Below are 23828 nucleotides of genomic sequence, written 5' to 3'. Positions count from 1 at the left end.
GGCGCTCTCGCTTCGTCGGGGAGGAAGCCTCGGCTCACACCAGCCACTCCTTGATCGCCGGGCGGGCGAGCACCGCGCGCATGCGGTCCTCGGCATCGGTGACCGCCAGCGCCATCGGCGCGCGGGTCGGGCCGCAATCGACGCCGATAACGCGGAAGGCCGCCTTCATGCCCGGCAGCACGCCGGTCGCCAGCAGTGCCTCGACGAAATCCTGCGACACCATCTGCAGCGCCTTCGCCCGTGAAAGATCGCCAGCGCGGACCGCCTGGTCGATCGCTACGTAGAGCCTGCCAAGCAGATTGTAGGTTGTGCCGATGCCGCCTTCGGTGCCGAGCATGCCGGCGGCGGCATAGATCTCATCGAAGCCGTAGTAGAAGAGCTTTTGCGGCTGCCGCTTGCGCAGCAGGGAATATTTGAACAAGTCGGTGGAAGTGAACTTGATGCCGACGACATTTTTGAGGTCGAGCAGCCGAACCAGCAGGGGAAGCGGCAGCGGCCGGCCGGTGCGCAAGGGTATCTCGTAGACAATAAGCGGCAGGTCCGTCGCCGCCGCCAGTGCCTGGTAATAGCCGAAGACTTCCTCGTCGGAGAACGGGTAGGAATGCGGCGGCAGCGCCGACAGAGCGTCATAGCCAAGCTTCTGCGCCTGCCGCGCCAGACGGATAGAATCGCGCACGTTCGGCATGCCGACATGGGCGATCAGCTTGACGGCCCTTGAAGTCGCGCTGGCGAAGGCCACCTCTTGCTGCGCCAACAATTCGTCCACCGTCAGCAAGCCGGATTCGCCGCTGCTGCCACCGACATAGAGACCGGCCAGACCCTGGCGCAGCACATAGTCGTTAATGTTGCGCTGGCGTTGCGGATCGAACTCGCCGGCATCGCTCAGTCCGGTCATCAGGGCGGCATACATGCCCGCCAATTGCTTGGTCATTGGGATCCTCGGTTTTCCAGATTTCTCATGATGCGGCTTCGCCAGCGTGGTGGCAGGCGACGAGATGCTGGCCGGTGACGGCGGAGCCGAAATCGCGCTGTGTCGGATCGACCTTGGCGCAGATCTCGGTCGCCAGGGGGCAGCGCGGATGGAAATGGCAGCCGGGCGGCGGCTTCGACGGATCGGGTACGCCACCGCCAAGCACGATGCGCCGGCGCGTTCCGCCCGCCTTGGGATCAGGCACGGGAATCGCCGACAACAGTGCGCGCGTATAGGGATGCAATGGTGCGCCGAACACCGCTGGCGTCGTGCCGATCTCGACGATGCGGCCGAGATACATCACCGCGAGGCGGTCGCTGAGATAACGGACCATCGACAGATCGTGACCGACGAACAGATAGGTCAGGCCGAGGCGCGCCTTGAGGTCGTCGAGCAGATTGACGATCTGCGCCTGGATCGAGACATCGAGCGCCGAGATCGGTTCGTCGGCAATGATGAATTTCGGATTGGCGGCAAGCGCGCGGGCAATGCCGACGCGCTGGCGCTGGCCGCCGGAGAGCTCGAACGGATAGCGGTTTCGCAGCGCTTCCCGGAGACCCACCAGCGCCAACAATTCGCTGACGCGCACGTCACGCGAGGCGCGGGTGCCGATCTTCTGCGCACGCAGCCCTTCGCCGATGATGCGGCCGACGGTCATGCGCGGGTTGAGCGAGCCGAACGGGTTCTGGAACACCATCTGCATGTCGCGGCGGCGCTGCTTCAGCTCTTCGCCCGTCGCGCCCGCATAGTCCCTGCCCTCGAACACGATGCTGCCGGCGCTAGGGCGCTCCAGGCCGAGCACGGCGCGGCCGGTCGTCGACTTGCCGCAGCCGCTTTCGCCGACCAGCGCCAGCGTCTCGCCGCGCATCACCTCGAAGCTGACGCCGTCGACGGCATGCACCGCGCCGACCTGCCGTCGCAGGACTCCGCGACGGATCGGGAAATGCACTTTGAGGTCCGTCACGGTGAGCAGCGGTTCCTGCTTCGGTGCCGTCACGGCGGGCTTGCCCGCAGCGGCTGCGCTCATGCGCGGCACTCGCTCCACCTCCCGCCAGCGCCAGCACGCGGTGGTATGGCCGGCGCCCACAACTTCCAGCGGCGGCTTCTGCTCGCGACAGCGCGCTTCGGCATAGTCGCATCGCGGCGCGAAGGCGCAGAAGGTCGGCGCCAGTGTGACATTGGGCGGCGCGCCCTTGATCGGCACCAGCCTGGTGTTTGCCGCCGCCAGCGACGGGATCGAGTTGAGCAGGCCGATCGTATAGGGATGCTTGGTTGCCGAAAACAAATCGTCGACCGGGGCGCTTTCGACGATCGAGCCGGCATACATCACCGCGACACGATCGACGAAGCCGGCGACCAGGCTGAGGTCGTGGCTGATCCAGATGATCGCCATGCCGAGCTGCTTCTGCAGGCCCACGACCAGTTCCACGATCTGCGCCTGGATGGTGACGTCGAGCGCCGTCGTCGGCTCGTCGGCGATCAGGATCGACGGCTTGCACACCAGCGCCATGGCGATGCCGATGCGCTGCAGCTGGCCGCCCGAGAACTGATGCGGAAAGGCGCGCATGCGCTGCGGCGCGTTGGCGATGCCGACCAGCGCCAGCATGTCGAGCGCCTGGCGTTCGGCCTCGGCCTCGTTCAGGCCCTGGTGCTCGCGAAGCGCCTCGGTCAGTTGCAGGCCGATGGGCAGCACCGGGTTCAGCGACGACATCGGATCCTGGAAGATCATGGCGATATCGCGGCCGCGTATCCGGCGCAGCTCGCTGTCGGGCATGGCCAGCAGATCGCGGCCACGAAACAGCGCGCGGCCAGCGGTGACGCGGCCGGGCGGCTTGCGAATCAGGCCCATCAACGTCTGCACGGTGACCGACTTGCCGGAGCCGCTCTCGCCAACGATCGCCAAAGACTCGCCCTCGGCAAGCTCGAAGGAGACGTCGTTGACGGCATAGACCGAATTGCCGCGCGGGCCGAACTCGACGCTCACCCCCTGCACGGAAAGCACGGGCTGTTGCCCCGGCGCCGGCGCGGCCTTGCCGCGGGCGAGCGTTTCCAGGCCGGTCACTTGCCGCCCCCGCCCATGATGTGCTGCGGGTCGAGCGCATCGCGCAGGCCATCGCCGACGAAGTTGATGCTGAGCACGGCCATGGCGATCATCGCACCGGGCGGGATCCACATCCAGGGCTGGCTCTCCAGGATCGACAGCGTGCGCGCGTCGCGCAGCATGTTGCCCCAACTGGCGGCCGGCGCCTGCGCGCCAAGACCGAGGAAGGAGAGCGAAGCTTCGAGCAGGATGACGGTCGCGACGTCGAGGGTGATCGCCACCAGGATCGGGCTCAGCACATTGGGCAGGATATGTTCGAGGATGATGATCGAGGGCGAGGTGCCGAGCGAGCGCGCGGCCAGGATGAACTCCTGGTTGCGCAAGGCCAGGATCTCGCCGCGTGTCAGGCGGGCTATGGACGGCCAGCTCAGCAGTCCGATCACGACCATGGTGTTGAAGATGCTGGGCCCGACGACCGCGACGAAAGCGATGATGATGACCAGTCGCGGGAAGGTCAGCACCATGTCGACCAGGCCCATCAACAAGAGGTCGACCTTGCCGCCAAAATAGCCGGCGACGCAGCCGATGAAGATGCCGATCGCGGCCGAGATCGCGACGGCGACGAAGCCGACCGTCAGCGAGATGCGGCCGCCATAGAGGATGCGGGCGAAGATGTCGCGGCCGGTGCCGTCCGTGCCCAGCCAGTGGATACCGCCGGGCGGCTGGTTGCGCCCCCTGAGGTCGATGTCGTTGGGTCCGTAATGGGCGATCAGCGGCGCCAGCACGCAGGCGAGCACGATGATGGCAAGCATGATCAAGCCGAGCGTGGCCAGACGGTGGTTGAGGAAGCGGCGCGCCGCCTCGCCCCACAGGCCGCGCGAGGCGCCGGCGGCGATCGTCATATCGGCGGCGGTGGCGTCAGTCATAGCTTACCCTGGGGTCGAGCACGCTGTAGACGATGTCGGTGGCGAGATTGGCCAGCATGACGATGATGGCGGTGATCAGCACATAGCCCATGATCACGGGGCTATCCCTGTTCACCACGGAATCGATGAACATCAGGCCGATGCCGGGCCACTGGAAGATGGTCTCGATCACCACCGAGCCACCAAACAGTGTCGGCAGTGCGAGGCCGAAGACAGTGACCAGCGGGATCAGCGCGTTGCGCAGGCCGTGGCGCAGCGTGACGGTGCGGGGCTTGAGCCCCTTGGCCTTGGCGGTGCGCATATAGCTCTGGTTCAACACTTCGAGCATGCCGGCGCGGGGATAGCGCATGAAGATCGCGGCGCGGAACAAGGCAAGTGCTGCCGCCGGCAAGATCAGGTGCCTGAGATTGTCGAGGAGCGAGAAGTTTTCACCAGCCGTGGAAATGCCCGACGACGGCAGCCAGCGCAGCTCCAGCGCAAAGACGTAAACGAGCAAAAGTCCCATGAAGAAGTCCGGGATCGAGACGCCGACAAAGCCGGCAAGCGTCAGCGAATAGTCGGTGAGCTTGTATTGCCTGAGTGCCGAGAGCACGCCCAGCGTGGTGCCGATGACGAAAGCGACGAGCAGTGCGACACCCATCAGCTCCAGCGTCATCGGCAACCGCTCGACGATGATGTCGCCGACACCGCGGCCATTGACGAAGGAGCGGCCGAGATTGCCGTGCAGGATCTGGCCGATCCAGTTGAGGTACTGGACATAGACCGGCTGGTCGAGGCCGAGTTCGCCGCGCCGCATGGCGATCAGCTCCTCGCTCAACGGCGCCTCCGCGGTGATCATCGCCAGCACCGCGTCGCCAGGCATGGCATGCGCGATGGCAAAGACGATCACGGTAACGCCGAACAGCACCGGGATGCTGAGCAAAAATTTTCGCACGAGATAGCTGAGCACCGGCCTCTCCTAGGGCTGAAGGCGGTTCTGAGACAATCGATCGTGAGGTTCGCTCAGAGCCCCACGACCGGCAGGGATATCCGCGGCTATTTCGCCACCTCCCACTTCTCGACTTCGTTGTAGACCGGGTGATTGAAGATCACGAGTGGCTGTTCCTTGAAGTGCTGCGCCAGGCCGACGATCCGGTTGTTGAAGGCCAGCGGCCGCACCTCGTTCCAAAGCCAGGCCTTGGGCAGGTCCTGATTGAGGATGCGCGAGGCCTCCTGATAGCTTGCGGCGCGCGCGGCGCGGTCGTTGGACTCCAGCCCCTTGTTGAAGAGTTCGTCGACCTTGGGGTTGCAGTAGCCCATGGCGAGCGGCTTCGCGCCGCAGACGACCAGAGGCGAGCCAAGCGAGGGATCGAGCCCCATGCCTTGCGCGAAGAAGCCCATCTGGAAGCTGCCGTCGGCATAGATCTGGTTGATCGCCGCCGGATCGAGCAGGCGCGGCTGGATGTTGACGCCGACGGCGGCCAGATAACTCTGGATGGCGGTGACGGTGTCGACGTTCATCTGATCGGAATAATAGTAGATGAAGTCGACCGGCTGGCTCGCATCCCAGCCCGCGTCAGTGAGCAGCTGCTTGGCCTTGTCGGGATTGTAGTCGTAGGGTTCGAGGTCCTTGGCGCGCGCCCAGTCTTGCGGGAACAGCGTGTTCAGGAGTTCGCCGGCGCCCTGCTTGACCGTCTCGACGATCGCCTTGCGGTCGATGGCATAGAGCATCGCCTGGCGCACGCGCACATCGGCGAAGCGCTTGTTCTCCAGGTTAAATTGCAGATAGGTCGGCAGGCCGGCGGAGAATTTCGGCAGCACGGTCAGATAGTCGAGCCTCTGCAGGCGGGGCAGTTCGGAGATCGGCACGCCGCCGCCCTCATAGGACATGGCGTCGATCTCCTGCGTCTCCAGCGCGGCGATGATCGGCGGCACATCCTTGTAGATCTGATAGATGATGCGGTCGAGCTTGGGCGCGCCAAGGAAATAGTCGGGATTGCGGTCGACTTCGACATACTGGTCGCTCTCATACTTCTTCCAGATGAACGGGCCGGTGCCGACCCGGTTGACCCAGAAGGCATTGCCCTTGATGTCGGCGGGCGCGACCTTGCCCAGAATGTGCTCGGGAAAGATGCTGATGGCGATGAGTTGCAGCTCGATCCAGAGCGGCTTGGCGCTGTCCAGTTCGATCTGCACGGTCGTATCGTCCACCGCCTTCACCCCGGCAAGCGAGGTGGCCGAGCCATCCTGGAAGGCCTTGTCTCCGGTCACGGCGGAGAGCTTCTGCGACCAGGGCGAACCGACCTTCGGGTTGGCGTAGAGGTTGAGGCTGAACACCACGTCCTTGGCGGTGAAAGGCATGCCGTCATGCCATTTGACGCCATGTCGCAGGCTGAAGACATAGGTCTTGCCGCCGTCGGGCGTCTTCCAGCTTTCGGCCAGCATCGGCTGCACGCCGTCGCCCGTCCACTTTATGTGGACGAGGCCCTGCAGCACGGTCTCGTCGAGCCGATGACCGCAGGTGGTGTGCAGCGTGCCCATCTCGATACAGCCGGTGCGCATGGCCGAGCGGAACGTGCCGCCTCCTTCGGCCTTCGCAGCGCCTGCGGCAAGCATGAGCGCCAGGGCCGGCAAAAGGCTGATCAGAAATCGTCTCATGGAATTCTCCTCCCTTCGATTGTGTCGGTCGGTCGCGGCTGACGTCGGAGCGCGCGTTCTCGCGGTCGCCTGGTCGCGGTTTCGCGTCCAGTCGCTCATTGGCAAGTAGCGACCTCCTCCTACCCCTCGGCCGCACCGCGCCTCAGCGATCCACAGCTCCTTGCCTGTGCTCGCTTGCAGCGATTGGTCTAATAGCTTAAAAGGTAGACCATGCACAATATGCCCGTCCGAAAAAAATTATCCGACGAGGTCCGTCTCCGCCTGGAGGCGATGATCAGGGATGAAGTTTATCCGGTCGGCGCTTCGCTGCCGTCCGAGCGCGAACTGATGTCGATGTTCGATGTCGGGCGTCCCTCGGTACGCGAGGCGCTGTTTGCGCTGGAGAAGATGGGCCTTGTGCGCATCAACAGCGGCGAGCGGCCCAAGGTGACGCGGCCGACGCCGAAGAACATGCTGGAACAGCTGACTGGCACCGCACACCTTTTGATGGACCAGCCCGACGGCATCGGCCATTTCGAACAACTGCGGCTGTTCCTCGAAGTCTCGATCGCGCGCCATGCCGCCGAGATGGCGACGCAAGCGCAGATCGATGCTCTGGCCGCCGCGCTGGCCGAAAACGAACGCGCCATTTCACGCGCCCGCGCCTTCGCGGTCACCGACGTCGCGTTTCACCGCGTGCTGACCGCGATCCCCGGCAATCCGATTTTTCTCGCCGCGCACGAAGCGCTGGTGGAGTGGCTGATCAACCAGCGCATCCACATGGCCAACACCGAGCTCGAAAACCGCATCAGTTTCGCCGGGCACAAGGCAGTCTTCGAAGCCATCGAGCGGCACGATCCGGAAGCCGCCGGCCAGGCGATGCGCGAGCATCTGGAAAACGCCCGGCGCAAGTTCAATCCTCGCCAGGCGAAACCAGATTAGCCCTCTCGTCGAACCTGTACACCGGACGAGATCTAAAGCGATGGTCCCATCTGGATCGGGCTGCCGTCGCTGAATCGGGATTGGCGGAACCTATGAAGGTTATGTCCAGTCTCGTTGCCCTGGATCAAGTCGGACAGGACGCGGCCCATGCCAGGGCCAATGCCAAAGCCGTGGCCGCTCATCCCTGTCGCGATGACGAGACCCGGAACCGCAGCAGTACGATCCACGACAGGCACGACATCCGGCATCGCATCGATCATGCCGGCCCAGCTTGCCCTGAGCGGTACCGCCTCGAATTGTGGGAAAAGCCCCCTGAACTCTCGATCGATGGCGCGAAGCGCCTTGGGCTCCGGGGCAGGATTGAGAACGCGCATCCGTTCGAACGGGCTTTCCTTGTCCGCCTCCCATTTGCGTGGGGTAGACCAGCTGTCCGGATATGCACGAGGCGCCGCCAGCAGGTAGCGCGTGCCGAAAGGATTTGCTTTCAGGGCGGGCAGGTATTTCGGTGCGTGACGCAATGCATCCGGCCCGACATAGAGCAGGTGGCTGCCTCCCGCCGCCAGCGTGTATCCGCCGTCCTTTCTACGCCGGAAGGCGATGTGTTCGTCCGCTGCGGCGCCAGCATGGACTTCCGGCATCGGCGCGGTCGCCGCGACGGTCGTGCGGACACTGAGCTGCGGGATCGAGACGCCGTGCGCGCGCAGGAACAGCGACGTCCAGGCGCCGCTGGCGACAAGCACGTTCGATGTGGCGATGCGGCCTTGTTCGGTCCAGACACCGCTGATGCGCCCTGCGGAGATATCGAGCATGCGTGCCGCACAATTCTCGATGATGGTGACGCCCTGGCGGGCGGCCAGGCGGGCAAACGCCGGCACCGCGACCCAGGGCTCGGCACGCATGTCCGATGGAGTGGTCATGGCGCCCTTGAAGGGGCGCGACATGGCTGGGATCAGCCTGGCGGTCTCACCCCGGTCCAGGAGACGCGTGTCGACGCCATGGGCCTCAGCGATCTTCAGGAACTTGGCGAAATCGGCCATCTCCTTGTCGGTCCGCGCAAGATAGGTCACGCCGGTCTGCGTCAAGCCTATGTCCTCGCCGCACTCCTGGGCCAGTTGGCGCCAGAGACGCTGCGCTTCGATGACGATGGGCAGTTCGTCCGCGTCGCGGCCCTGCTGGCGGATCCAACCCCAATTGCGCGAGGACTGCTCCGCGGCGACACGTCCCTTCTCCAGCAAGGCCACCGGTATATTGCGCCGCGCCAGGAACAAGGCCGCGGTCACGCCGATGATGCCACCGCCGATAATGACCACATCCGACGTCTTCGGCAGCGGCGCCTGAAACTGGATCGGACTGGCTTCGGTGAAAGGGAAGATCGTCAAAGGATTGTCCTTTTTCACAGGCATGGCCGCGCGCCGATGGCTGGTTCGGGTGGCGCGAGGTCGCGCGCTTCTATGGGAAACTGACCAGGCGTGAAGTGCATCGACGAGCACTACACGACCGGTCTCGAAAATTTGCGTGCCAGCTCAATGAAATTGTTGACCACCCGTCGAGGCCGCTTCTCGTCGCCGCAGCCAGCCCTCATCGACAATCGGGAATTAGGCTCGGGGATGCCGGACAGGGTCAGCCTCGGTGTGACCTGTCGCGACATTCCTGCTGAAGATCGCACACGATGGCTTATCGCCCTAAGACTTCAGGCGAGCCCGAACCGCTCTACGGCACGCATGATGCCGCGCAATTCGGCGAGACCTTTCAGCCGGCCGATAAGCGAATAGCCGGGGTTGATCTTCTTCTTGCCGATGTCGTCGGCGAGCAGATGCCCATGATCCGGCCGCATCGGGATTTGCCAGTCGGCCCTGCCTTCCCCGCGACGGCGCTTCTCTTCCTGCATCAAAGCGAGGATGACATGCGCCATGTCGGTGCCACCCTCCAGATGCTCAGCCTCATAGAACGAGCCGTCTTCCTCGATGGTGATGTTGCGCAGATGAACGAAATGGATGCGGTCAGCGAATTCCTTGATCATGGCGACGAGGTCGTTGTCGGCGCGCGTGCCGTAGGAGCCGGTGCAGAACGTCAAGCCATTGGCCGGGCTGTCGACCGTCGCGAGGATGAAGCGCGCATCCTCTGTCGTGGAAACGATGCGCGGCAGGCCATAGAGCGAGAACGGCGGATCGTCGGGATGGATGCACATGCGCACACCCTCCTCTTCGGCCGCCGGGATGATTTCGCGCAGGAACCAGGCTAGGTTGTCGCGCAGTTCCTTTGGCCCGATCGCATCGTATTCCGCCAGGGCCTCGCGGAAACTGTCCCTATTATAGCTGCGCTCCGTCGCCGGCAGGCCGGCGATCAGGTTGCGCTCGATCTGGTCGATCTGCTCCGGCGTCAGCACCTTCAGCCGCTTCTCGGCTTCGGCGATACGCGCCGGCGTGTAGCTCCGCGCGGCATTCTTGCGCTGCAGGACAAAGAGATCATAGGCGGCAAAGTCGATAGCGTCGAAACGCAAGGCATAGCCGGTCGTCGGCAGCCGGTAGGCCAGGTCGGTGCGGGTCCAGTCGACCACCGGCATGAAATTGTAGCAGATCGTCCGGATGCCGGCCCTGGCGAGCACGCGGATACTGTCGCGATAATAGCCGGCATAGCGCTCGCGCTCCGGCGTGCCTATCTTGAAGGAATTGTGGACCGGAATGCTCTCGACAACCGACCAGGTCAGCCCAGCCGCCTCGATGATGCGCTTGCGCTCAAGCACATCGGCCTCGGGCCAGGCCCTGCCGTCATAAATCTGGTGAAGCGCTGAAACCACGCCGGTGGCGCCGGCTTGTTTGACATGTTCAAGCGTCACCGGATCATCGGGACCGTACCAGCGCCAACACTGTTCCATTGCCACTTCCTTTTTGCGAGAGACCGGCAACCTATTGTTTGATCATGATGAGTGTCAAACTAAGAGCCGGTTTCGATAACGAATGAAGGAGCTTCCGCGATGAAGGATTTTGACGGCAAGGTGGCATTGGTGACAGGGACGACCGGTATCGGCCTGGCAACTGCCAAACGCCTTGCGGCGGGGGGTGCCGCGATCGTCGCCTGCGGCGTCGATCGGGAAGCCAATGCCGCCATGCAGGAGAGCCTCGCCAAGGCCGGAGCGAGCGTTCTGGTGCGGACGGTGGACGTCTCGGTTTCCGACCAGGTGCGCGAGGCGGTCGCGGCCGGCGTGGCGAAATTCGGCGGCATCGATGTCATCGTCAATTCGGCGGCGGTGCATCCCTATGGAACGGCGACGACGACCGACTGGGAAACCTGGAACCGGGCGATGACGGTCAATGTCGGCTCGATCTATCTGACCGCCCATTTCGGCATCCCGGAAATGATCAAGCGGGGCGGCGGCGCCATCGTCAACGTCGCTTCGGTGCAGGGCTTCGCCTGCCAGCAAAACGTCGCCGCCTATGCCACGACCAAGGGCGCCATCCATACACTGACACGTTCTCTGGCGCTCGACTATGCCGCATCGGGCATAAGGGTCAATTCGGTCAGCCCAGGCTCGATCCGCACACCGATTCTCGAAAAGGCCGCACGTGGCGACGGCGGCAGCGACGCAGATGTCGAAGAAGCCTACAGGCGGTTCGGCGCGGCCCATCCGCTCGGCCGTATCGGCGAGCCGGAGGAGGTGGCGGAGTTCATAGCGTTCCTGTGTTCGTCGAAGGCCGGCTTCTGCACCGGCGCGGACTATAAGATCGACGGCGGCCTCACCGCCGGCATCGGCGTGAAGTAGCGCCATGAAGGCCGGACTTGGGCTCTATCTGGGGTGGTGGCATTAACGCATTCAGTTCGGAACAATCTTTTTTGGCCGAAGTTTTACCCCTTGAAGGGACGAACTCTCCGAAGGAGATTTCCTATGAAACATGTTCTCATTACCAGCATGCTTGCGATCGGGCTCGGCTGCGGGACGGCGATGGCCCAGTCGCAGCAGCCCGCCGACAGCCAATCAGGAGCGGACACAAATTGCGCTTCCGGCACGACCAACTGCCAGAAGGGCTCCAAGATGAAAGAGCAGGCACAGGGTACCAAGTCCCAGACTGATCAGCAGGCTCAGGGCAAGGCCAAGGTCAAGACCGACGAGCAGGCCCAGGGCAAGGCCGGCGCCACGACCGACCAGCAGGCTCAGGGCAAGGCCAAGATCCAGACCGATCAGCAGGCCCAGGGCAAGGCCGGTACCAAGACGGACCAGCAGGCCCAGGATAAGACCAAGGTCCAGACCAATCAGCAGGCCCAGGGCAAGGCCGGCACCACGACCGACCAGCAGGCCCAGGACAAGACCAAGGTCCAGACCGATCAGCAAGCCCAGGGCAAGGCCGGCACTACGACGGACCAGCAGGCCCAGGGCAAAGCGTCCACGCAGGACAAGACTTCGACCGCTTCCATTAACAATGTGACGGTTGAACAGAAGACCCAGATCACTCAGGTAATCCGGGAAACCAAGGTCGAGCCGGTAGCCAGCGTCGACTTCGACGTCTCGGTCGGCGTCGAAGTTCCGCGGCACAAGATCAGGCTGCATCGTTTGCCGGCCCGCATCGTCAAGCTCGTCCCGGCGTACGAGAGCTACGAGTATTTCGTCCTCGCCGACGGCCGGATCGTCATCGTCGATCCGGATACGTACAAGATCGTGCTGATACTGACCTAAAGCAATTCCCGGAAAGTGCGTAGCGGTTTTCCCGGGAAAAGCACGTAGCGCTTTCCCTAGGGAATTGCGTAAAAACAAAGAGGTAGAGTACGAGATCATTCAACCCGCCCCGCCGTACGCGGGTCGGGTTGAGCGCTATGGGCAGATGATGCGGAAAGCTTCCTCGTGCAGGCCTCAGCGCATGCTCAGGGATTCCGAGGCCGCAATGTCCGCAAGGTAATCGAGTAGCGATGCTCGGCAAGCGGCGGGATGCTGTGCTCCCATTGCGACCGCGAAGGGCCCGTCATGAGATAGGCCGATCTCGGCTCGACCGTGATGGTCTGGCGGTCCCATCCAGACCCATTCTTGCGTCGAAGGCGAAAATCGCACGGCGCCAGCAGCGAAACGCCCGCGACGTCTTCGAAATGAGGCTTGTCGCGGTGCCAGCCGATGCCGGCGCCGGGCCGGTATTCATTGATCAATACCTGCGCGAAGGCTTCGGTGGGCCGGCGCGCAAAGGTCGCGACCTGCTCGCGCAAGGGCAACAGAAAATCAGGTATAGGCGGTGCGTCGACGACCTCGCGCCGGTCATAATCGTAGCGAAGGCCAAAACCGACGACACGCCGGTTTGCCAGATAGCCGTGGAAGTCGAAGGGTCTGAAGGGCAGTCCTTCAAGATGCCGGACGAGGTCGATTTCCTCTTGCGGTGTGATCAGTCCGGGCTGGTAGGCGAAACCCTCCGGGAGATCGTCCTGAACGGCACCGAAGAGATCATACTGGGCCACACGGCCGGCTGTTTTCGGTTTGAGCGGCGACATTGTGCCTAGATGGTGAAGGCCAGACCGCAAGGCAATACAGGGAACCGCGCTTGCTTGCTTCGGACACATCTCAACACCGGCGCAATGGAACGCTGGGACGGCGTGAAAGTTTAGGCAACGGCGGTTCCGTCGGGGGCCGCCGGACATGTTCCAGCCTTGGAGTGCCGGATGCCGCGCGTTGAAACCGGGGCCTGCTTTTGCGGGGCGATTGCCGCCGCCATGGACGGTGAGCCCTTCTGGATATGCTACGATCACGATGACGATTGCCGTCGGGCGATCGGCAGCCCGCTCACCATCTGGGTCGGATATCGGCCGAGCCAGTTCCGCCTTTTGAAGGGAACGCCAAAGGCTTTCTCCAGGACGCCGGGCGTTGTCCGCACTTTCTGTCCCGAATGCGGGAGCTCGATAGGCTATAGCGACGAAGGCCTGCCGGACGAGCTCTACCTGACAATCGGGTTCTTCGACAGACCCGAAGGGCTGCGGCCACAGGCCCATGCCTATTGGAACCTCAGACTGCCGTGGGTCGACTTTGCCGACAAGCTGCCGCGTATCGATCGATATTCGAGGAAGCGCGACAGGAAGTTCGGCAATCCCCGCGACAGGTAGCGAGGTCGGGTGGCGGAACGGAACCGCACCATGCCTGGCGGGTTTATGTGGCTGAGCCGTCAGGTGCCAGCATGCCGTCGACCGCGATCCGAAACACGCAATACGATCCCGCGACCAGGACGCTCTCCGTCTGGTTCGTGCCGAGCGGCAACCGCTATGACTATGAGGACGTCGCACCGGCAACCTACGCCGCGTTCATGAAGGCTTCCTCGAAAGGCCGCTTCTTCAATGAATTCATTCGGGACCGTTACAGGTACCGTCGCGTGGCGTGATGCGGCGCCAGCGGCCCGTCATGCCTTGTTGTTCTGCTCGGCGAGCATCTGATCCGGCGCCGGCTCCCAACCAAAGACACTGCGGCCGCCAAGCAGATGCGACTGATCGAATTCTCCGGCGACAATTTCCTTAAGGCTGGGACCGGTGACGTATCGCTCGACCTGCCGCGACTGATCGTCGAGCCGCCTCAATGCACCGATTTCCTCTTCGCGACCAAGCCTGGCCTTTTGCACGGCGGACTTCAGCACGCCGATCGTCTCGTCATAGACCTTGAGCGGAACAGGGAACGGATGCCTGTCCTTGCCGCCATGCGCCAGCGAAAAACGGCCCGGATCCGAAAACCGGCAAGGCGCGCCATGCACCACTTCGGCAACGAGGGCCAGCGCCCGCACCGTACGGGCGCCCACACCAGGAACAAGGAGAAGCTCGGCGAAATCGGCGGGACCTCGCTCGGCGGCCGCGGCCATGTTGCCGTGAAGGCGATGCATCACGACATCGCTTTCGCGGACATCATGGTGAGCCGGCATGACCAGATGCGGCAACAATGGCTGCGCCGGAGCCGGTGCGGTGCAGGGTTCCAGGGCGGCGAGTTCTCGAAGGATGCGGTCCGGCCCAAGATCCTGGAGCAGATCAAGCTGTCCCTGGCGCGAGGCCTCGGCGCGCCGGTCGGTCAAATTGACGATCTCGCCCTGGTTGGCGCCTTCGATGGCGGCATGCGGCTGGTCTACGAAACTCTTCAAACCTTCGGACAGCCAATGATAGCGCCGCGCCACCTTGCTGTCGCCGTTCATGCCTTGCTGCACCACCACCCAGTCGCCATCGTTGGTGACGATGAAGCCGTGCAAATAGAGGTCGAAACCATCCTGAACGGCGGCGCTGTCCACCTTGGCGACAAGCCGGCTGGCGGTTGCCAGGCGCGCACCGTCGAAGCCGATACGCTCGCCGATTGCGACAAGTTCATGCGGAGTTTTGCGCGAATGCGCACCACGGCCGCCGCAGACATGAATGCCGAGTTCGCCCGACAGCGGCGTGAGACCGCGTTTCAAGGCGCCGACAACGCTGGTCGTGATGCCGGAAGAATGCCAGTCCATGCCCATGACGGCGCCGAAGGACTGGAACCAGAACGGATGCGCAAGGCGTCGCAGCAATTCATTGCGGCCATAATGATGGATGATCGCCTCGCACATGACGGCGCCGAGACGCGTCATGCGATCGCCCAGCCATTTCGGCACACGGCCGCCGTGAAGGGGAAGATCAGCACTGCCCGATCGTTGCGCCACGTTTGCCTGCTCCTATGTCCGCGAATCTCAAACAAATAGGTATCCTGGACCGGGCAAGGAAGCACTGAATGCTCGCACCCGGATGGCCGATGAGCCAGACCCTGCTCGGTCCGGTCACGAGAGCAACGGCGCTCTGCTATCTCACCACGCGCTTCTCGAGCTTGCGGGCAAGAGTGCGCCGGTGCAGGCCAAGCCGGCGAGCCGTTTCGGAGATGTTGAAGCCGGTTTCGACCAGCGTTTCGTGGATGCGCTCCCATTCCAGGTTCTTGATCGAGGTGGGCCGGCTGGAAAGCGGTACGGAAACATCGCCCTCGGCACGGCCGAAGGCGGCTTCGATGTCATCGGTGTTGGCGGGTTTCGCCAGGTAATGGCTCGCGCCGAGCTTGATTGCCTCGACAGCGGTGGCGATGCTGGCAAAGCCCGTCAGCACGACGATCCTGGTCGAAGCATCGCGGGCGCTGAGCAGCTTGACGCACTCCAGCCCGGAGCCGCCAGCCCCAAGCTTGAGATCGACGACGGCGTAAGCCGGAACAGCTGTTTCGAGGGCGCTGAGCAATGCATCCCGGTCGTGGCAGACGACCACGTCGTAGTTGCGCTTTTCGAAGGAGCGCTTCAGCGTTTTCGCGAAGGTCGCGTCGTCCTCGACGATAAACAGCGATCGATCAGGCCTCACGATCATCTCCATCGGTCAGCGCCGCCAGCGGCAGCGAAAGGATAACACAGGCGCCCTGCTCCACGTTGCGCGCCGAAAAATCGCCGCCCAGTTTCCGGACCACGTTCATGACGAGGAAAAGACCAAGACCGCCGCCTGGCCGTCCCTTGCTCGACATATAGGGTTGACCAAGTGCTGCCAGAATACCCTCGTCGAAGCCCGGCCCGCGATCGCGCACGGAAATCACCAGCTTGTCGCCCTGCCGCTCGGCAGTGACGCCAACCCAATCCTGCGATGCTTCCTGAGCATTGTCGAACAGGTTGAAGATGACCTGCTTCAGCGCCGTGTCGGACACGATCTGCTCGTCCGGGTCGAAATCGTTCTTGTATTCCAGCTTGGATGGCTGGCGACTGGTGCGCCATTCCTCGACCAGATCGTCGAGGAAACCGCGAATCGTCGTGCGTATCGTTCCCTCGCCCCTCGCCTGGCCGGAAGACATCAGGATCCCGGACACGATGCGCTTGCAGCGCTCGATCTGCGCCTGCATTTCGGCCACATCGGCCGCCAGTTCGCGGTTGCGCGCAAGGGTGCGCATCTGGCGCCAGTCGGACAGGATGACGGATATCGTGGCAAGCGGCGTGCCGAGTTCGTGCGCGGCGCCCGAGGCCAGCAGGCCCATGCGCACGATGTGGTCCTCCTCGGCCGAGCGCTGGCGCAGATCGGCGAGATAGGCGTCGCGCTCGCGCAGATTGCGGTCGATGCGCGTCATGAAGATCACGATCAGTCCGGCCGCCAGCACGAAGCAGATGAACATGCCCCTGATATGCAGGGACAGGAGATCGCTGCCGCCATGATGCGGGATCGCGATCGGCTGGAAGAGGAAGATGAGGAAGACGAAGCAGGCCGAGGCAGCCGCCACGAGGATCCAGGTAAACCTTGGCGTCAGCAATGCGGCGCCGAGCGTGATCTGCAAGAGGTAGAGCGATACGAACGGATTGGACGCGCCGCCGCTCAGGTAAAGCTGCGTCGTCAGTGCCGCCATGTCGAAGATGAGCGCGACGAAGAGTTGGGTGTTGCTGATGGGCCTGATACCGCGCAGGACCAGCAGGCTGAAGATGTTGAGGCCCACCAGGAAAAGCACCACGCCGGCCATCTCCGCCAGCGGCAGTGGGATATCGAACCAGTATTCCGTCGCCAGAATGGTGAGCACCTGACCCGCCACCGCCAGCCAACGCAGCTGGATAAGCAGGAACAGGTTCTTCCTGTTTGTCGTATCGGTATGCGATACTGCCCCGTTCTTGCCGGCAAGGGATGCCGCCACCAGGGATTTGTCATGGCGATGCGCTTGCGTGGGGACGCTCATCTCGCGGGTCCTTGCCGCCGGCGGCGGCCGATCATCGGCCTGGCCAGGGCAATGGCGAGCATCGCAGCGAGCGTGAACCAGGTCAAAGCGTAGACCAGGTGGCTGTTGCGGAAAGTCACGACGGTCAGCCCGCCGCGCGGCCAGCCCTCTATGCCGGATGCTTCCGCATCGACGAAATAGGGAGCGACATTGGTCGTCAGGCTGCGCGCGGTTGCGATGGCTGCGACGTCTCGCGAATACCAGCGATTGCCCGTGGCGTCGTTCTTGCGCAGAAAGCCGCCGCCGGGTTCGCTCATGCGCAACAGCCCGTCAACGACGACCGGCGCGGTTAGGCGGCCCCTCTCCCGCTCGAACTCAGCCTTGCGCTCCTGGGGAATGAAGCCGCGGTTGACCAGCACCACGAAGCCATGGTCGGTTCGCATCGGCGTCAGGACCCAATAACCGCCGCCAAGCTCTGTCACCGCCTGCACCAGTGTGTTGGCGTCGCCCAGATAACGTCCCGCCAATCGCACATGACCATACTCGAAACCGGCAGCGGTGATGCCGTTCCAGTTCTCCGGGCCAGGCGCATCGACAATCGGGGCATGAATGCGTTGGTCGACACGGGCAATCAGGTCGAGCTTCCAGATCCGCCTTTCCAGCTGCCATATGCCGAGCCCGACAAACACCAGCACGCCGAGAAGTCCGAGCAGCACAAGGCCAAGGCGCGACGCGGACGATCCGCCGGCGCCCTCTAGCGGGACGGGACGTCCGATCGCCTCGATGGTTGTCCTCCCAGGGCCCGCCGCCAGGCTCATGGCATCTCACGCATGTCGTGTAGCCCCGGCATCATGTTGGCGTTGAGATGGTACATCACCCAGAGCGAGCCGGTCAGCACGATGACGACCAGGATCAGTGTGAAGATCAGCGCCAGCATCGACCATCCGCCTTCCGAGCCGGTGTTCATATGCAGGAAGAAGATCATATGGACCACGATCTGCACGACCGCGAAGGCCATGATGACGATGGCCGTGGCCTGCTTGTTGTCGATGGCGCCGGTCATGACCAGCCAGAATGGAATGGCGGTCAGGATCGCCGACAGGACGAATCCGGTCAGATAGCCCCGGAACGATCCGTGTGCTGCTCCACCATGGGCGTGGCCGTGGCCCTCGGCATGATCATGAGCGCTCATCGCAACATCCCCATCAGATAGACGAAAGTGAAGACGCCGATCCAGACGACGTCGAGGAAGTGCCAGAACATGCTGAGGCACATCAACCGGCGGCGGTTCGCCTCGATGAGGCCAAATCTCGCGACCTGAACCATCAGCGTCACCAGCCAGACGGTTCCGAAGGTGACATGCAGACCGTGGGTGCCGACCAGCGTGAAAAAGGACGACAGGAAGGCGCTGCGCTGCGGCGTGGCGCCTTCATGGATCATGTGCGCGAATTCGTAGAGCTCGATCGACAGGAACGCCAGGCCGAACAGGCCGGTCACCGCAAGCCAGGCTTGCGTCGCCGCGACACGGCCCTTGTCCATGGCCAGCATGGCGAAGCCATAGGTGATCGAGGACAAGAGCAGCATGGCGGTGTTGACCGCCACCAAATCGAGGTCGAACAGGTCCTTGGGAGCCGGCCCGGCCGCGTAGTTGCCGCCAAGCACGCCATAGGCGGCGAACAGCATCGCGAAGATCAGGCAGTCGCTCATCAGATAGAGCCAGAAGCCGAGCATGGTGGAGCCGCCTTCGGCGTGCGCATGCTCTTCTTCCAGATGGAAGACCGGTTCGGTGCCGGCCGTGATTGCCGTCAATGTCATGCTCAAACCCTTAGCCTTGAGCGGCGAGGAGCGTCGTCCTCGCCTCCTCCGTCTGCGTGACTTCGGACGCCGGAATGTGGAAGTCGCGGTGATAGTTGAAGGTGTGGCCGATCGCGGTGGCGATGAGGCAGACGAAGCTCAGCGCCGCCAGCCACCAGATGTACCAGATCAGGCCGAAGCCGAGCGCGACACTGAAGGCGGCCAGGATAATGCCGGTGCCGGTATTGCTTGGCATGTGGATCGGCTTGAAGCCGGCAAGCGGCCTGATGTAGCCGGCCTGCTTCATGTCATACCAGGCATCGTTGTCGCGAATGACTGGCATGAAAGCGAAATTGTAGGCAGGCGGCGGCGAAGAGGTCGACCATTCGAGCGTGCGGCCGTCCCAGGGATCGCCGGTCGTATCGGCAAGCGCCTCGCGCCTGCGGATGGAGACGAAGATCTGGATCAGGAAGGCAGCGATGCCGCAGGCGATCAGCACCGCGCCGAACGCGGCGATGACGAACCATATCTGCAGCGAGGGATCGTCGAACACCCGCATGCGGCGCGTCACGCCCATCAGGCCGAGGATGTAGAGCGGCATGAAAGCGAACCAGAAGCCGACCACCCAGCACCAGAACGAGACCTTGCCCCAGAACGGATCGAGCCTGAACCCGAAGGCCTTGGGCCACCAGTAGGCAATGCCGGCGAACAGGCCGAACAGCACGCCACCGATGATGACATTGTGGAAGTGGGCGATCAGGAACAGGCTGTTGTGCAGCACGAAATCCGCCGGCGGCACGGCAAGCAGCACGCCGGTCATGCCGCCGACGGTGAAGGTGAGCATGAAGGCCACCGTCCACATCATCGGCAGTTCGAAGCGGATACGGCCCCGGTACATTGTGAACAGCCAGTTGAAGATCTTCGCTCCGGTCGGGATCGAGATGATCATCGTCGTGATGCCGAAGAAGGAATTGACGCTAGCGCCGGAGCCCATTGTGAAGAAGTGGTGCAGCCAGACGAGGTACGACAGGATGGTGATGACCACCGTGGCGTAGACCATCGAGGTGTAGCCGAACAGGCGCTTGCCGGAGAAGGTCGAGGTGACCTCGGAAAAGACGCCGAACAGCGGCAGGATGAGGATGTAGACTTCCGGATGACCCCATATCCAGATGAGGTTCACATACATCATCGGGTTGCCGCCGAAGTCGTTGGTGAAGAAGTTGGTGCCGACATAGCGGTCGAGCGCCAGCAGCGAGAGCACCGCCGTCAGTACCGGGAAGGAGGCGACGATCAGCACGTTGGTGCAGAGCGACGTCCAGGTGAAGACCGGCATGCGCATCATCGTCATCCCGGACGCGCGCATCTTGATGATCGTGCAGATCAGGTTGATGCCTGACAGCGTCGTGCCGACGCCGGCCACCTGCAGCGCCCAGATATAGTAGTCGACGCCGACATCGGGACTGTAGCCGATGCCGGAGAGCGGCGGATAGGCAAGCCAGCCGGTGCGGGCGAATTCGCCGACGAACAGCGAGGCCATGACCAGAATGGCGCCGCCGACTGTCATCCAGAACGAGAAATTGTTGAGGAACGGAAAGGAGACGTCGCGCGCGCCGATCTGCAGCGGCACGACGAAGTTCATCAGTCCGGTGACGAAAGGCATCGCCACGAAGAAGATCATGATGACGCCGTGGGCGGTGAAGATCTGGTCGTAGTGATGTGAGTTCAGGTAGCCCTCGGAGCCATTGAAGGCGATGGCCTGCTGGAGGCGCATCATGATTGCGTCCGAGAAGCCGCGCAGCAGCATGATCAGGCCCAGCACCATGTACATGATGCCGATCTTCTTGTGGTCGACGCTGGTGAACCATTCGCGCCAGAGGTAGCCCCATAGCTTGAAATAGGTGATCACGCCGAGAAGCGCGATTCCGCCGAGCGCCACCGCGACGAAGGTGGCGACGACGATGGGTTCGTGCAGCGGCAGCGAGTCCCAGGTGAGGCGGCCGAAGATGAATTTGGTCAGCGTATCGGGCATCGGCGGTCTCTCACAATTCACGCCGCAGCAGGCCGACGGTGGGCGTATCCGCCTCGGCGCTACGGCTGTCTGTCCCTGGCCGGAGCAGTCCCGCCCCGCGAAGCGGGGACAGGTTCTTCGCCGGCCAATAGGTCGGCCAGGAATCGCGGGAGGCGCGCGAGACGGCAGCGGCCTCTTCCGCCGTGCAGATGCTGGCGACATAAGAGGGATCGTTTCCGAACACCGCGCCGCGCCGGGCGAGCTTGTCGTATTGCAGCGGCAAGGTGTTGCGCGCACCCCCAAGACCGAGACCACCCTTGGCGTCGATCGACATCATCTCGTTCATGCACATCTTGCCGCGCTCGACGCATAGATTGAGGATGGCGCCATAAAGGGCGGGATCGACGGACGCGTAGTGCCGGACCGGTTCGTTCTCGCTCGGCTTTTCGAGTTCGAGGTAACTGTCGCGGTTAAGCGCCGCCGACGCGGTCCTGGTCTGTGCCACCCACTGGTCGAAGGCCTGGTCGGACAGGCCGTGGAAGGCGAAGCGCATGCCCGAAAAGCCGGCGCCGCTGTAGTTGGCGGAGAAACCGCTATAGGTGCCCTGCCGGTTGATGACGGCGTGCAGCTTCGTCTCCATGCCCGGCATGGCATAGATCTGGCCGGCAAGGGCTGGAATGTAGAAGGAATTCATCACCGCCGACGAGGTGATGCGGAAATCGATCGGCTGGTTGACCGGCGCCGCCAGCTCGTTGACGGCGGCGATGCCGTAATCCGGATAGATGAACAGCCATTTCCAGTCGAGCGCCACGACCTCGACCCTGAGCGGCTTGTGAAGCTGGGTAACGGGCTGGCCGGCTTCGATCCGGTCGATCCGGCGGTATGGGTCGAGCAGGTGGGCGCCGAGCCAGGTCAGCGCGCCAAGGCATATGATGATCAGCAGAGGGGCTGCCCAGATCACCAGTTCCAGTTTCGTCGAATGATCCCAGTCCGGCGCATAGGTCGCCGAGGCGTTGGATTGCCGGTAGCGCCAGGCGAAAAAGACAGTCAGCGCCATGACCGGCACGATTATGACCAGCATCAGCAGGGTCGAGACCACCAGCAGGTCGCGCTGCTGGGCCGCGACATCGCCCGCCGGCGCGAGCACGACCATATCGCAGCCGCTCAACAGCCCGGCCAGGAGAAGCAGAAGCAAGGCTCCAAATCGTTTCATCAGACGCTGCCCTCGATAGACCGCCGCAACGCGTTGGGATGTTGCAGTGCGGTATCGATCAAGGGCTACTGCCGGCGGCGGCGTGGTGACATTGGACAATTTGTCCAATGCCCAGCCGGGGTGGGTCTGGCACAGTGTGCAGCGCACAATGGGATTGCCGCAGTTGGGCCCCAAATATTTCATTCCACGCGGTGACGACGGACAAGATGGCTCATACTTCGACTGGCGAAACAGACAGCGGGCTGATCGGCTCGGACCACGGCCAGGTCAGCGCGGGCGATATCGCGGTCGGCGTGATCGTCGGCAGGACGTCGGAATTCTTCGATTTTTTCGTCTATGCGATCGCGTCCGTCATCGTGTTCCCCAAGCTGGTGTTTCCAACGCATGATCCGCTCGTCGGAACGCTGTACTCCTTCGCCATCTTCGCGCTGGCCTTCATCGCCCGTCCATTCGGTTCCGTTCTATTCATGGCCGTCGACCGCGCCTACGGTCGCGGTGCGAAACTGACGATCGCGCTGTTCCTGCTCGGTACCTCGACCGTCGCCATCGCGTTCCTTCCCGCCTATGGCGATATCGGCGTGCTTGCGATCTGGCTTCTGGCGCTGGCCCGCATCGGGCAGGGCGTGGCGCTTGGCGGGACGTGGGACGGCCTGCCCTCGCTGCTGGCGCTGAACGCGCCGCGGAACCGGCGCGGCTTCTACGCCATGATCCCGCAACTGGGCGCGCCGATCGGCCTCATCGTGGCCAGCGCCCTCTTCGCCTTCTTCGTGGCCAATCTGTCGGCCGACGACTTCCTTGCCTGGGGCTGGCGCTATCCCTTCTTCGTCGCCTTCGCCATCAATGTCGTGGCCCTGTTCGCCAGGCTGCGCATTGTGGTGACGCCCGAATTCTCGAAACTGTACGAGAGCGGCGACCTGCAGCCGACGCGCATAAGGGACACGATCAGGGCCGAAGGCCGCAACGTCGTCGTCGGCGCATTCGCGCCGCTGGCGAGCTTTGCCCTGTTCCACATGGTGACGGTGTTTCCGCTCTCCTGGGTATTCCTGTTCACCAATGAGGGACCGGCACGCTTCCTGGCGATCGAGGCGGTGAGCGCGCTGTTCGGCATCGCCGCCATCGTCGCGTCGGGCCCACTTGCCGATCGTGTCGGACGCCGTGCGCTGCTCGGCGGTTCGGCGATCGCCATCGCGACGTTCAGCGGCTTTGCCCCGCAGCTTCTGGATGGCGGTACCGTTGGCGAGATCCTGTTCATGGTGCTGGGCTTCATCCTGCTGGGGTTGAGCTTCGGGCAGTCGTCAGGCGTCGTCGCATCGAGCTTTTCGCGACACCATCGCTATACCGGCTCGGCGATAACCTCGGATCTCGCGTGGATGTTCGGCGCCGGCTTCGCGCCGCTCGCAGCTCTGCTGCTGGCCGGCAATTTCGGCCTCATCGCGGCGGGCGCCTACCTGCTCTCGGGCGCGGCCTGCACCTTGCTTGCCTTGTGGATTGATAGACGGCGTTCGGCCGCGGACCGTCCGGTCGATTGACACTATAAATGGCGAGAAGGGTCAGCGAGCATCGCCGGAGCCGCTGCCCTGCCGGTCAGCGGAACATCGAACCGCCATCGACGTCGAGCGCCGCGCCCTAGACGAAGCTCGCGGCGTCGGAGCACAGGAACAGGATCGCGGCAGCCATAGGAAGGCTCGCCGAATACCCG

The 23828-nt window shown here is 63.3% G+C and carries 22 protein-coding genes; 6 read left to right on the top strand and 16 right to left on the bottom strand.

The window, feature by feature from the left end; genetic code table 11:
- Window positions 1-34: 34 nt before the first annotated feature.
- The 5 genes from FJ960_RS09760 to FJ960_RS09740 all read right to left on the bottom strand — a co-directional run bounded on the left by FJ960_RS09760 (window position 35) and on the right by FJ960_RS09740 (window position 6574).
- Complete coding sequence (locus FJ960_RS09760) at window positions 35-931, bottom strand: dihydrodipicolinate synthase family protein (RefSeq protein WP_181165939.1); 897 nt, start codon at window positions 929-931, stop codon at window positions 35-37.
- 25 nt (window positions 932-956) lie between these two features.
- Complete coding sequence (locus FJ960_RS09755) at window positions 957-3032, bottom strand: dipeptide ABC transporter ATP-binding protein (protein ID WP_181174195.1); 2076 nt, start codon at window positions 3030-3032, stop codon at window positions 957-959.
- Window positions 3029-3937, bottom strand: coding sequence for an oligopeptide ABC transporter permease (opp4C, locus tag FJ960_RS09750; protein ID WP_140504619.1), 909 nt, complete (start codon window positions 3935-3937; stop codon window positions 3029-3031). Before opp4C ends, FJ960_RS09755 begins: the two co-directional genes overlap by 4 nt.
- Entirely contained in the window at window positions 3930-4886 is a 957-nt protein-coding gene (locus FJ960_RS09745) for an ABC transporter permease (RefSeq protein WP_140713477.1), read from the bottom strand. Before FJ960_RS09745 ends, opp4C begins: the two co-directional genes overlap by 8 nt.
- An 86-nt stretch (window positions 4887-4972) precedes the next feature.
- On the bottom strand, window positions 4973-6574 hold the full coding sequence (locus FJ960_RS09740) for an ABC transporter substrate-binding protein (RefSeq protein WP_181174194.1): 1602 nt from the start codon (window positions 6572-6574) through the stop codon (window positions 4973-4975).
- A gap of 210 nt (window positions 6575-6784) precedes the next feature.
- On the opposite strand from FJ960_RS09740, the gene nanR reads away from it, so the two are divergent.
- On the top strand, window positions 6785-7495 hold the full coding sequence (gene nanR / locus FJ960_RS09735) for a transcriptional regulator NanR (RefSeq protein WP_140713473.1): 711 nt from the start codon (window positions 6785-6787) through the stop codon (window positions 7493-7495).
- A gap of 32 nt (window positions 7496-7527) precedes the next feature.
- Here nanR and FJ960_RS09730 read toward each other — a convergent pair whose 3' ends face one another.
- Window positions 7528-8874 (bottom strand): FAD-binding oxidoreductase, encoded by a 1347-nt coding sequence (locus FJ960_RS09730; protein ID WP_140713601.1) that lies wholly within the window; start codon window positions 8872-8874, stop codon window positions 7528-7530.
- Between the two features lie 311 nt (window positions 8875-9185).
- Window positions 9186-10370: a mannonate dehydratase gene (gene uxuA, locus FJ960_RS09725; protein ID WP_140713471.1), complete on the bottom strand. Its 1185-nt coding sequence runs from the start codon at window positions 10368-10370 to the stop codon at window positions 9186-9188.
- Between the two features lie 99 nt (window positions 10371-10469).
- Between uxuA and FJ960_RS09720 the strand changes: the two genes are divergently transcribed.
- Window positions 10470-11255 carry an SDR family oxidoreductase gene (locus FJ960_RS09720; protein WP_140504628.1) on the top strand — a complete coding sequence of 262 codons (786 nt, stop codon included), beginning with the start codon at window positions 10470-10472 and terminating at the stop codon, window positions 11253-11255.
- Between the two features lie 123 nt (window positions 11256-11378).
- The gene (locus tag FJ960_RS09715) at window positions 11379-12164 is read left to right on the top strand and encodes a DUF1236 domain-containing protein (protein ID WP_140504630.1); all 786 of its coding nucleotides are present in this window, start codon (window positions 11379-11381) and stop codon (window positions 12162-12164) included.
- Window positions 12165-12349: 185 nt separating this feature from the next.
- On the opposite strand, the gene FJ960_RS09710 is transcribed toward FJ960_RS09715, so the two are convergent.
- Complete coding sequence (locus tag FJ960_RS09710; protein WP_140713599.1) at window positions 12350-12961, bottom strand: alpha-ketoglutarate-dependent dioxygenase AlkB; 612 nt, start codon at window positions 12959-12961, stop codon at window positions 12350-12352.
- Window positions 12962-13129: 168 nt separating this feature from the next.
- Here FJ960_RS09710 and FJ960_RS09705 point away from each other — a divergent pair, with 168 nt between their 5' ends.
- Both FJ960_RS09705 and FJ960_RS09700 read left to right on the top strand, forming a co-directional pair.
- Window positions 13130-13567: a GFA family protein gene (locus FJ960_RS09705; RefSeq protein WP_027144842.1), complete on the top strand. Its 438-nt coding sequence runs from the start codon at window positions 13130-13132 to the stop codon at window positions 13565-13567.
- A 71-nt stretch (window positions 13568-13638) separates the two neighbouring features.
- On the top strand, window positions 13639-13839 hold the full coding sequence (locus FJ960_RS09700) for a KTSC domain-containing protein (protein ID WP_027144841.1): 201 nt from the start codon (window positions 13639-13641) through the stop codon (window positions 13837-13839).
- A gap of 18 nt (window positions 13840-13857) precedes the next feature.
- Here the strand turns inward: FJ960_RS09700 and FJ960_RS09695 are convergent, their stop codons facing one another.
- The 8 genes from FJ960_RS09695 to cyoA all read right to left on the bottom strand — a co-directional run bounded on the left by FJ960_RS09695 (window position 13858) and on the right by cyoA (window position 22129).
- Entirely contained in the window at window positions 13858-15120 is a 1263-nt protein-coding gene (locus tag FJ960_RS09695; RefSeq protein ID WP_140713469.1) for a DUF763 domain-containing protein, read from the bottom strand.
- Between the two features lie 136 nt (window positions 15121-15256).
- Entirely contained in the window at window positions 15257-15793 is a 537-nt protein-coding gene (locus FJ960_RS09690; RefSeq protein WP_210243277.1) for a response regulator transcription factor, read from the bottom strand.
- Window positions 15783-17135, bottom strand: coding sequence for an ATP-binding protein (locus FJ960_RS09685; RefSeq protein WP_140713465.1), 1353 nt, complete (start codon window positions 17133-17135; stop codon window positions 15783-15785). Before FJ960_RS09685 ends, FJ960_RS09690 begins: the two co-directional genes overlap by 11 nt.
- Window positions 17132-17932: an SURF1 family protein gene (locus FJ960_RS09680; protein ID WP_140713463.1), complete on the bottom strand. Its 801-nt coding sequence runs from the start codon at window positions 17930-17932 to the stop codon at window positions 17132-17134. The genes FJ960_RS09685 and FJ960_RS09680 overlap by 4 nt, the downstream gene beginning before the upstream one ends.
- Complete coding sequence (gene cyoD, locus FJ960_RS09675) at window positions 17929-18306, bottom strand: cytochrome o ubiquinol oxidase subunit IV (protein WP_140504642.1); 378 nt, start codon at window positions 18304-18306, stop codon at window positions 17929-17931. The genes FJ960_RS09680 and cyoD overlap by 4 nt, the downstream gene beginning before the upstream one ends.
- On the bottom strand, window positions 18303-18929 hold the full coding sequence (cyoC, locus tag FJ960_RS09670) for a cytochrome o ubiquinol oxidase subunit III (RefSeq protein ID WP_140713461.1): 627 nt from the start codon (window positions 18927-18929) through the stop codon (window positions 18303-18305). The genes cyoD and cyoC overlap by 4 nt, the downstream gene beginning before the upstream one ends.
- A gap of 10 nt (window positions 18930-18939) precedes the next feature.
- Window positions 18940-20937: a cytochrome o ubiquinol oxidase subunit I gene (cyoB, locus tag FJ960_RS09665; protein ID WP_140713459.1), complete on the bottom strand. Its 1998-nt coding sequence runs from the start codon at window positions 20935-20937 to the stop codon at window positions 18940-18942.
- A gap of 10 nt (window positions 20938-20947) precedes the next feature.
- Entirely contained in the window at window positions 20948-22129 is a 1182-nt protein-coding gene (gene cyoA / locus FJ960_RS09660; protein ID WP_140713457.1) for a ubiquinol oxidase subunit II, read from the bottom strand.
- Between the two features lie 206 nt (window positions 22130-22335).
- Here cyoA and FJ960_RS09655 point away from each other — a divergent pair, with 206 nt between their 5' ends.
- On the top strand, window positions 22336-23658 hold the full coding sequence (locus FJ960_RS09655) for an MFS transporter (protein ID WP_140713455.1): 1323 nt from the start codon (window positions 22336-22338) through the stop codon (window positions 23656-23658).
- Window positions 23659-23828: the final 170 nt, after the last annotated feature.

The sequence above is a fragment of the Mesorhizobium sp. B2-3-11 genome, from assembly GCF_006442215.1.
In the GTDB taxonomy this organism is placed as follows: domain Bacteria; phylum Pseudomonadota; class Alphaproteobacteria; order Rhizobiales; family Rhizobiaceae; genus Mesorhizobium; species Mesorhizobium salmacidum.
Note: the sequence above shows the minus strand (reverse complement) of the source record. Positions and strands in the feature narration are given on the sequence as shown.

Excerpts from the sequence above, each read along its gene's own strand:
- FJ960_RS09760 (WP_181165939.1), bottom strand. The coding sequence starts at position 931 with ATGACCAAGCAATTGGCGGGCATGTATGCCGCCCTGATGACCGGACTG.
- opp4C (WP_140504619.1), bottom strand. The coding sequence starts at position 3,937 with ATGACTGACGCCACCGCCGCCGATATGACGATCGCCGCCGGCGCCTCG.
- FJ960_RS09740 (WP_181174194.1), bottom strand. The coding sequence starts at position 6,574 with ATGAGACGATTTCTGATCAGCCTTTTGCCGGCCCTGGCGCTCATGCTT.
- nanR (WP_140713473.1), top strand. The coding sequence starts at position 6,785 with ATGCACAATATGCCCGTCCGAAAAAAATTATCCGACGAGGTCCGTCTC.
- uxuA (WP_140713471.1), bottom strand. The coding sequence starts at position 10,370 with ATGGAACAGTGTTGGCGCTGGTACGGTCCCGATGATCCGGTGACGCTT.
- FJ960_RS09720 (WP_140504628.1), top strand. The coding sequence starts at position 10,470 with ATGAAGGATTTTGACGGCAAGGTGGCATTGGTGACAGGGACGACCGGT.
- FJ960_RS09715 (WP_140504630.1), top strand. The coding sequence starts at position 11,379 with ATGAAACATGTTCTCATTACCAGCATGCTTGCGATCGGGCTCGGCTGC.
- FJ960_RS09710 (WP_140713599.1), bottom strand. The coding sequence starts at position 12,961 with ATGTCGCCGCTCAAACCGAAAACAGCCGGCCGTGTGGCCCAGTATGAT.
- FJ960_RS09705 (WP_027144842.1), top strand. The coding sequence starts at position 13,130 with ATGCCGCGCGTTGAAACCGGGGCCTGCTTTTGCGGGGCGATTGCCGCC.
- FJ960_RS09700 (WP_027144841.1), top strand. The coding sequence starts at position 13,639 with ATGCCGTCGACCGCGATCCGAAACACGCAATACGATCCCGCGACCAGG.
- FJ960_RS09685 (WP_140713465.1), bottom strand. The coding sequence starts at position 17,135 with ATGAGCGTCCCCACGCAAGCGCATCGCCATGACAAATCCCTGGTGGCG.
- FJ960_RS09680 (WP_140713463.1), bottom strand. The coding sequence starts at position 17,932 with ATGAGCCTGGCGGCGGGCCCTGGGAGGACAACCATCGAGGCGATCGGA.
- cyoD (WP_140504642.1), bottom strand. The coding sequence starts at position 18,306 with ATGAGCGCTCATGATCATGCCGAGGGCCACGGCCACGCCCATGGTGGA.
- cyoC (WP_140713461.1), bottom strand. The coding sequence starts at position 18,929 with ATGACATTGACGGCAATCACGGCCGGCACCGAACCGGTCTTCCATCTG.
- cyoB (WP_140713459.1), bottom strand. The coding sequence starts at position 20,937 with ATGCCCGATACGCTGACCAAATTCATCTTCGGCCGCCTCACCTGGGAC.
- cyoA (WP_140713457.1), bottom strand. The coding sequence starts at position 22,129 with ATGAAACGATTTGGAGCCTTGCTTCTGCTTCTCCTGGCCGGGCTGTTG.
- FJ960_RS09655 (WP_140713455.1), top strand. The coding sequence starts at position 22,336 with ATGGCTCATACTTCGACTGGCGAAACAGACAGCGGGCTGATCGGCTCG.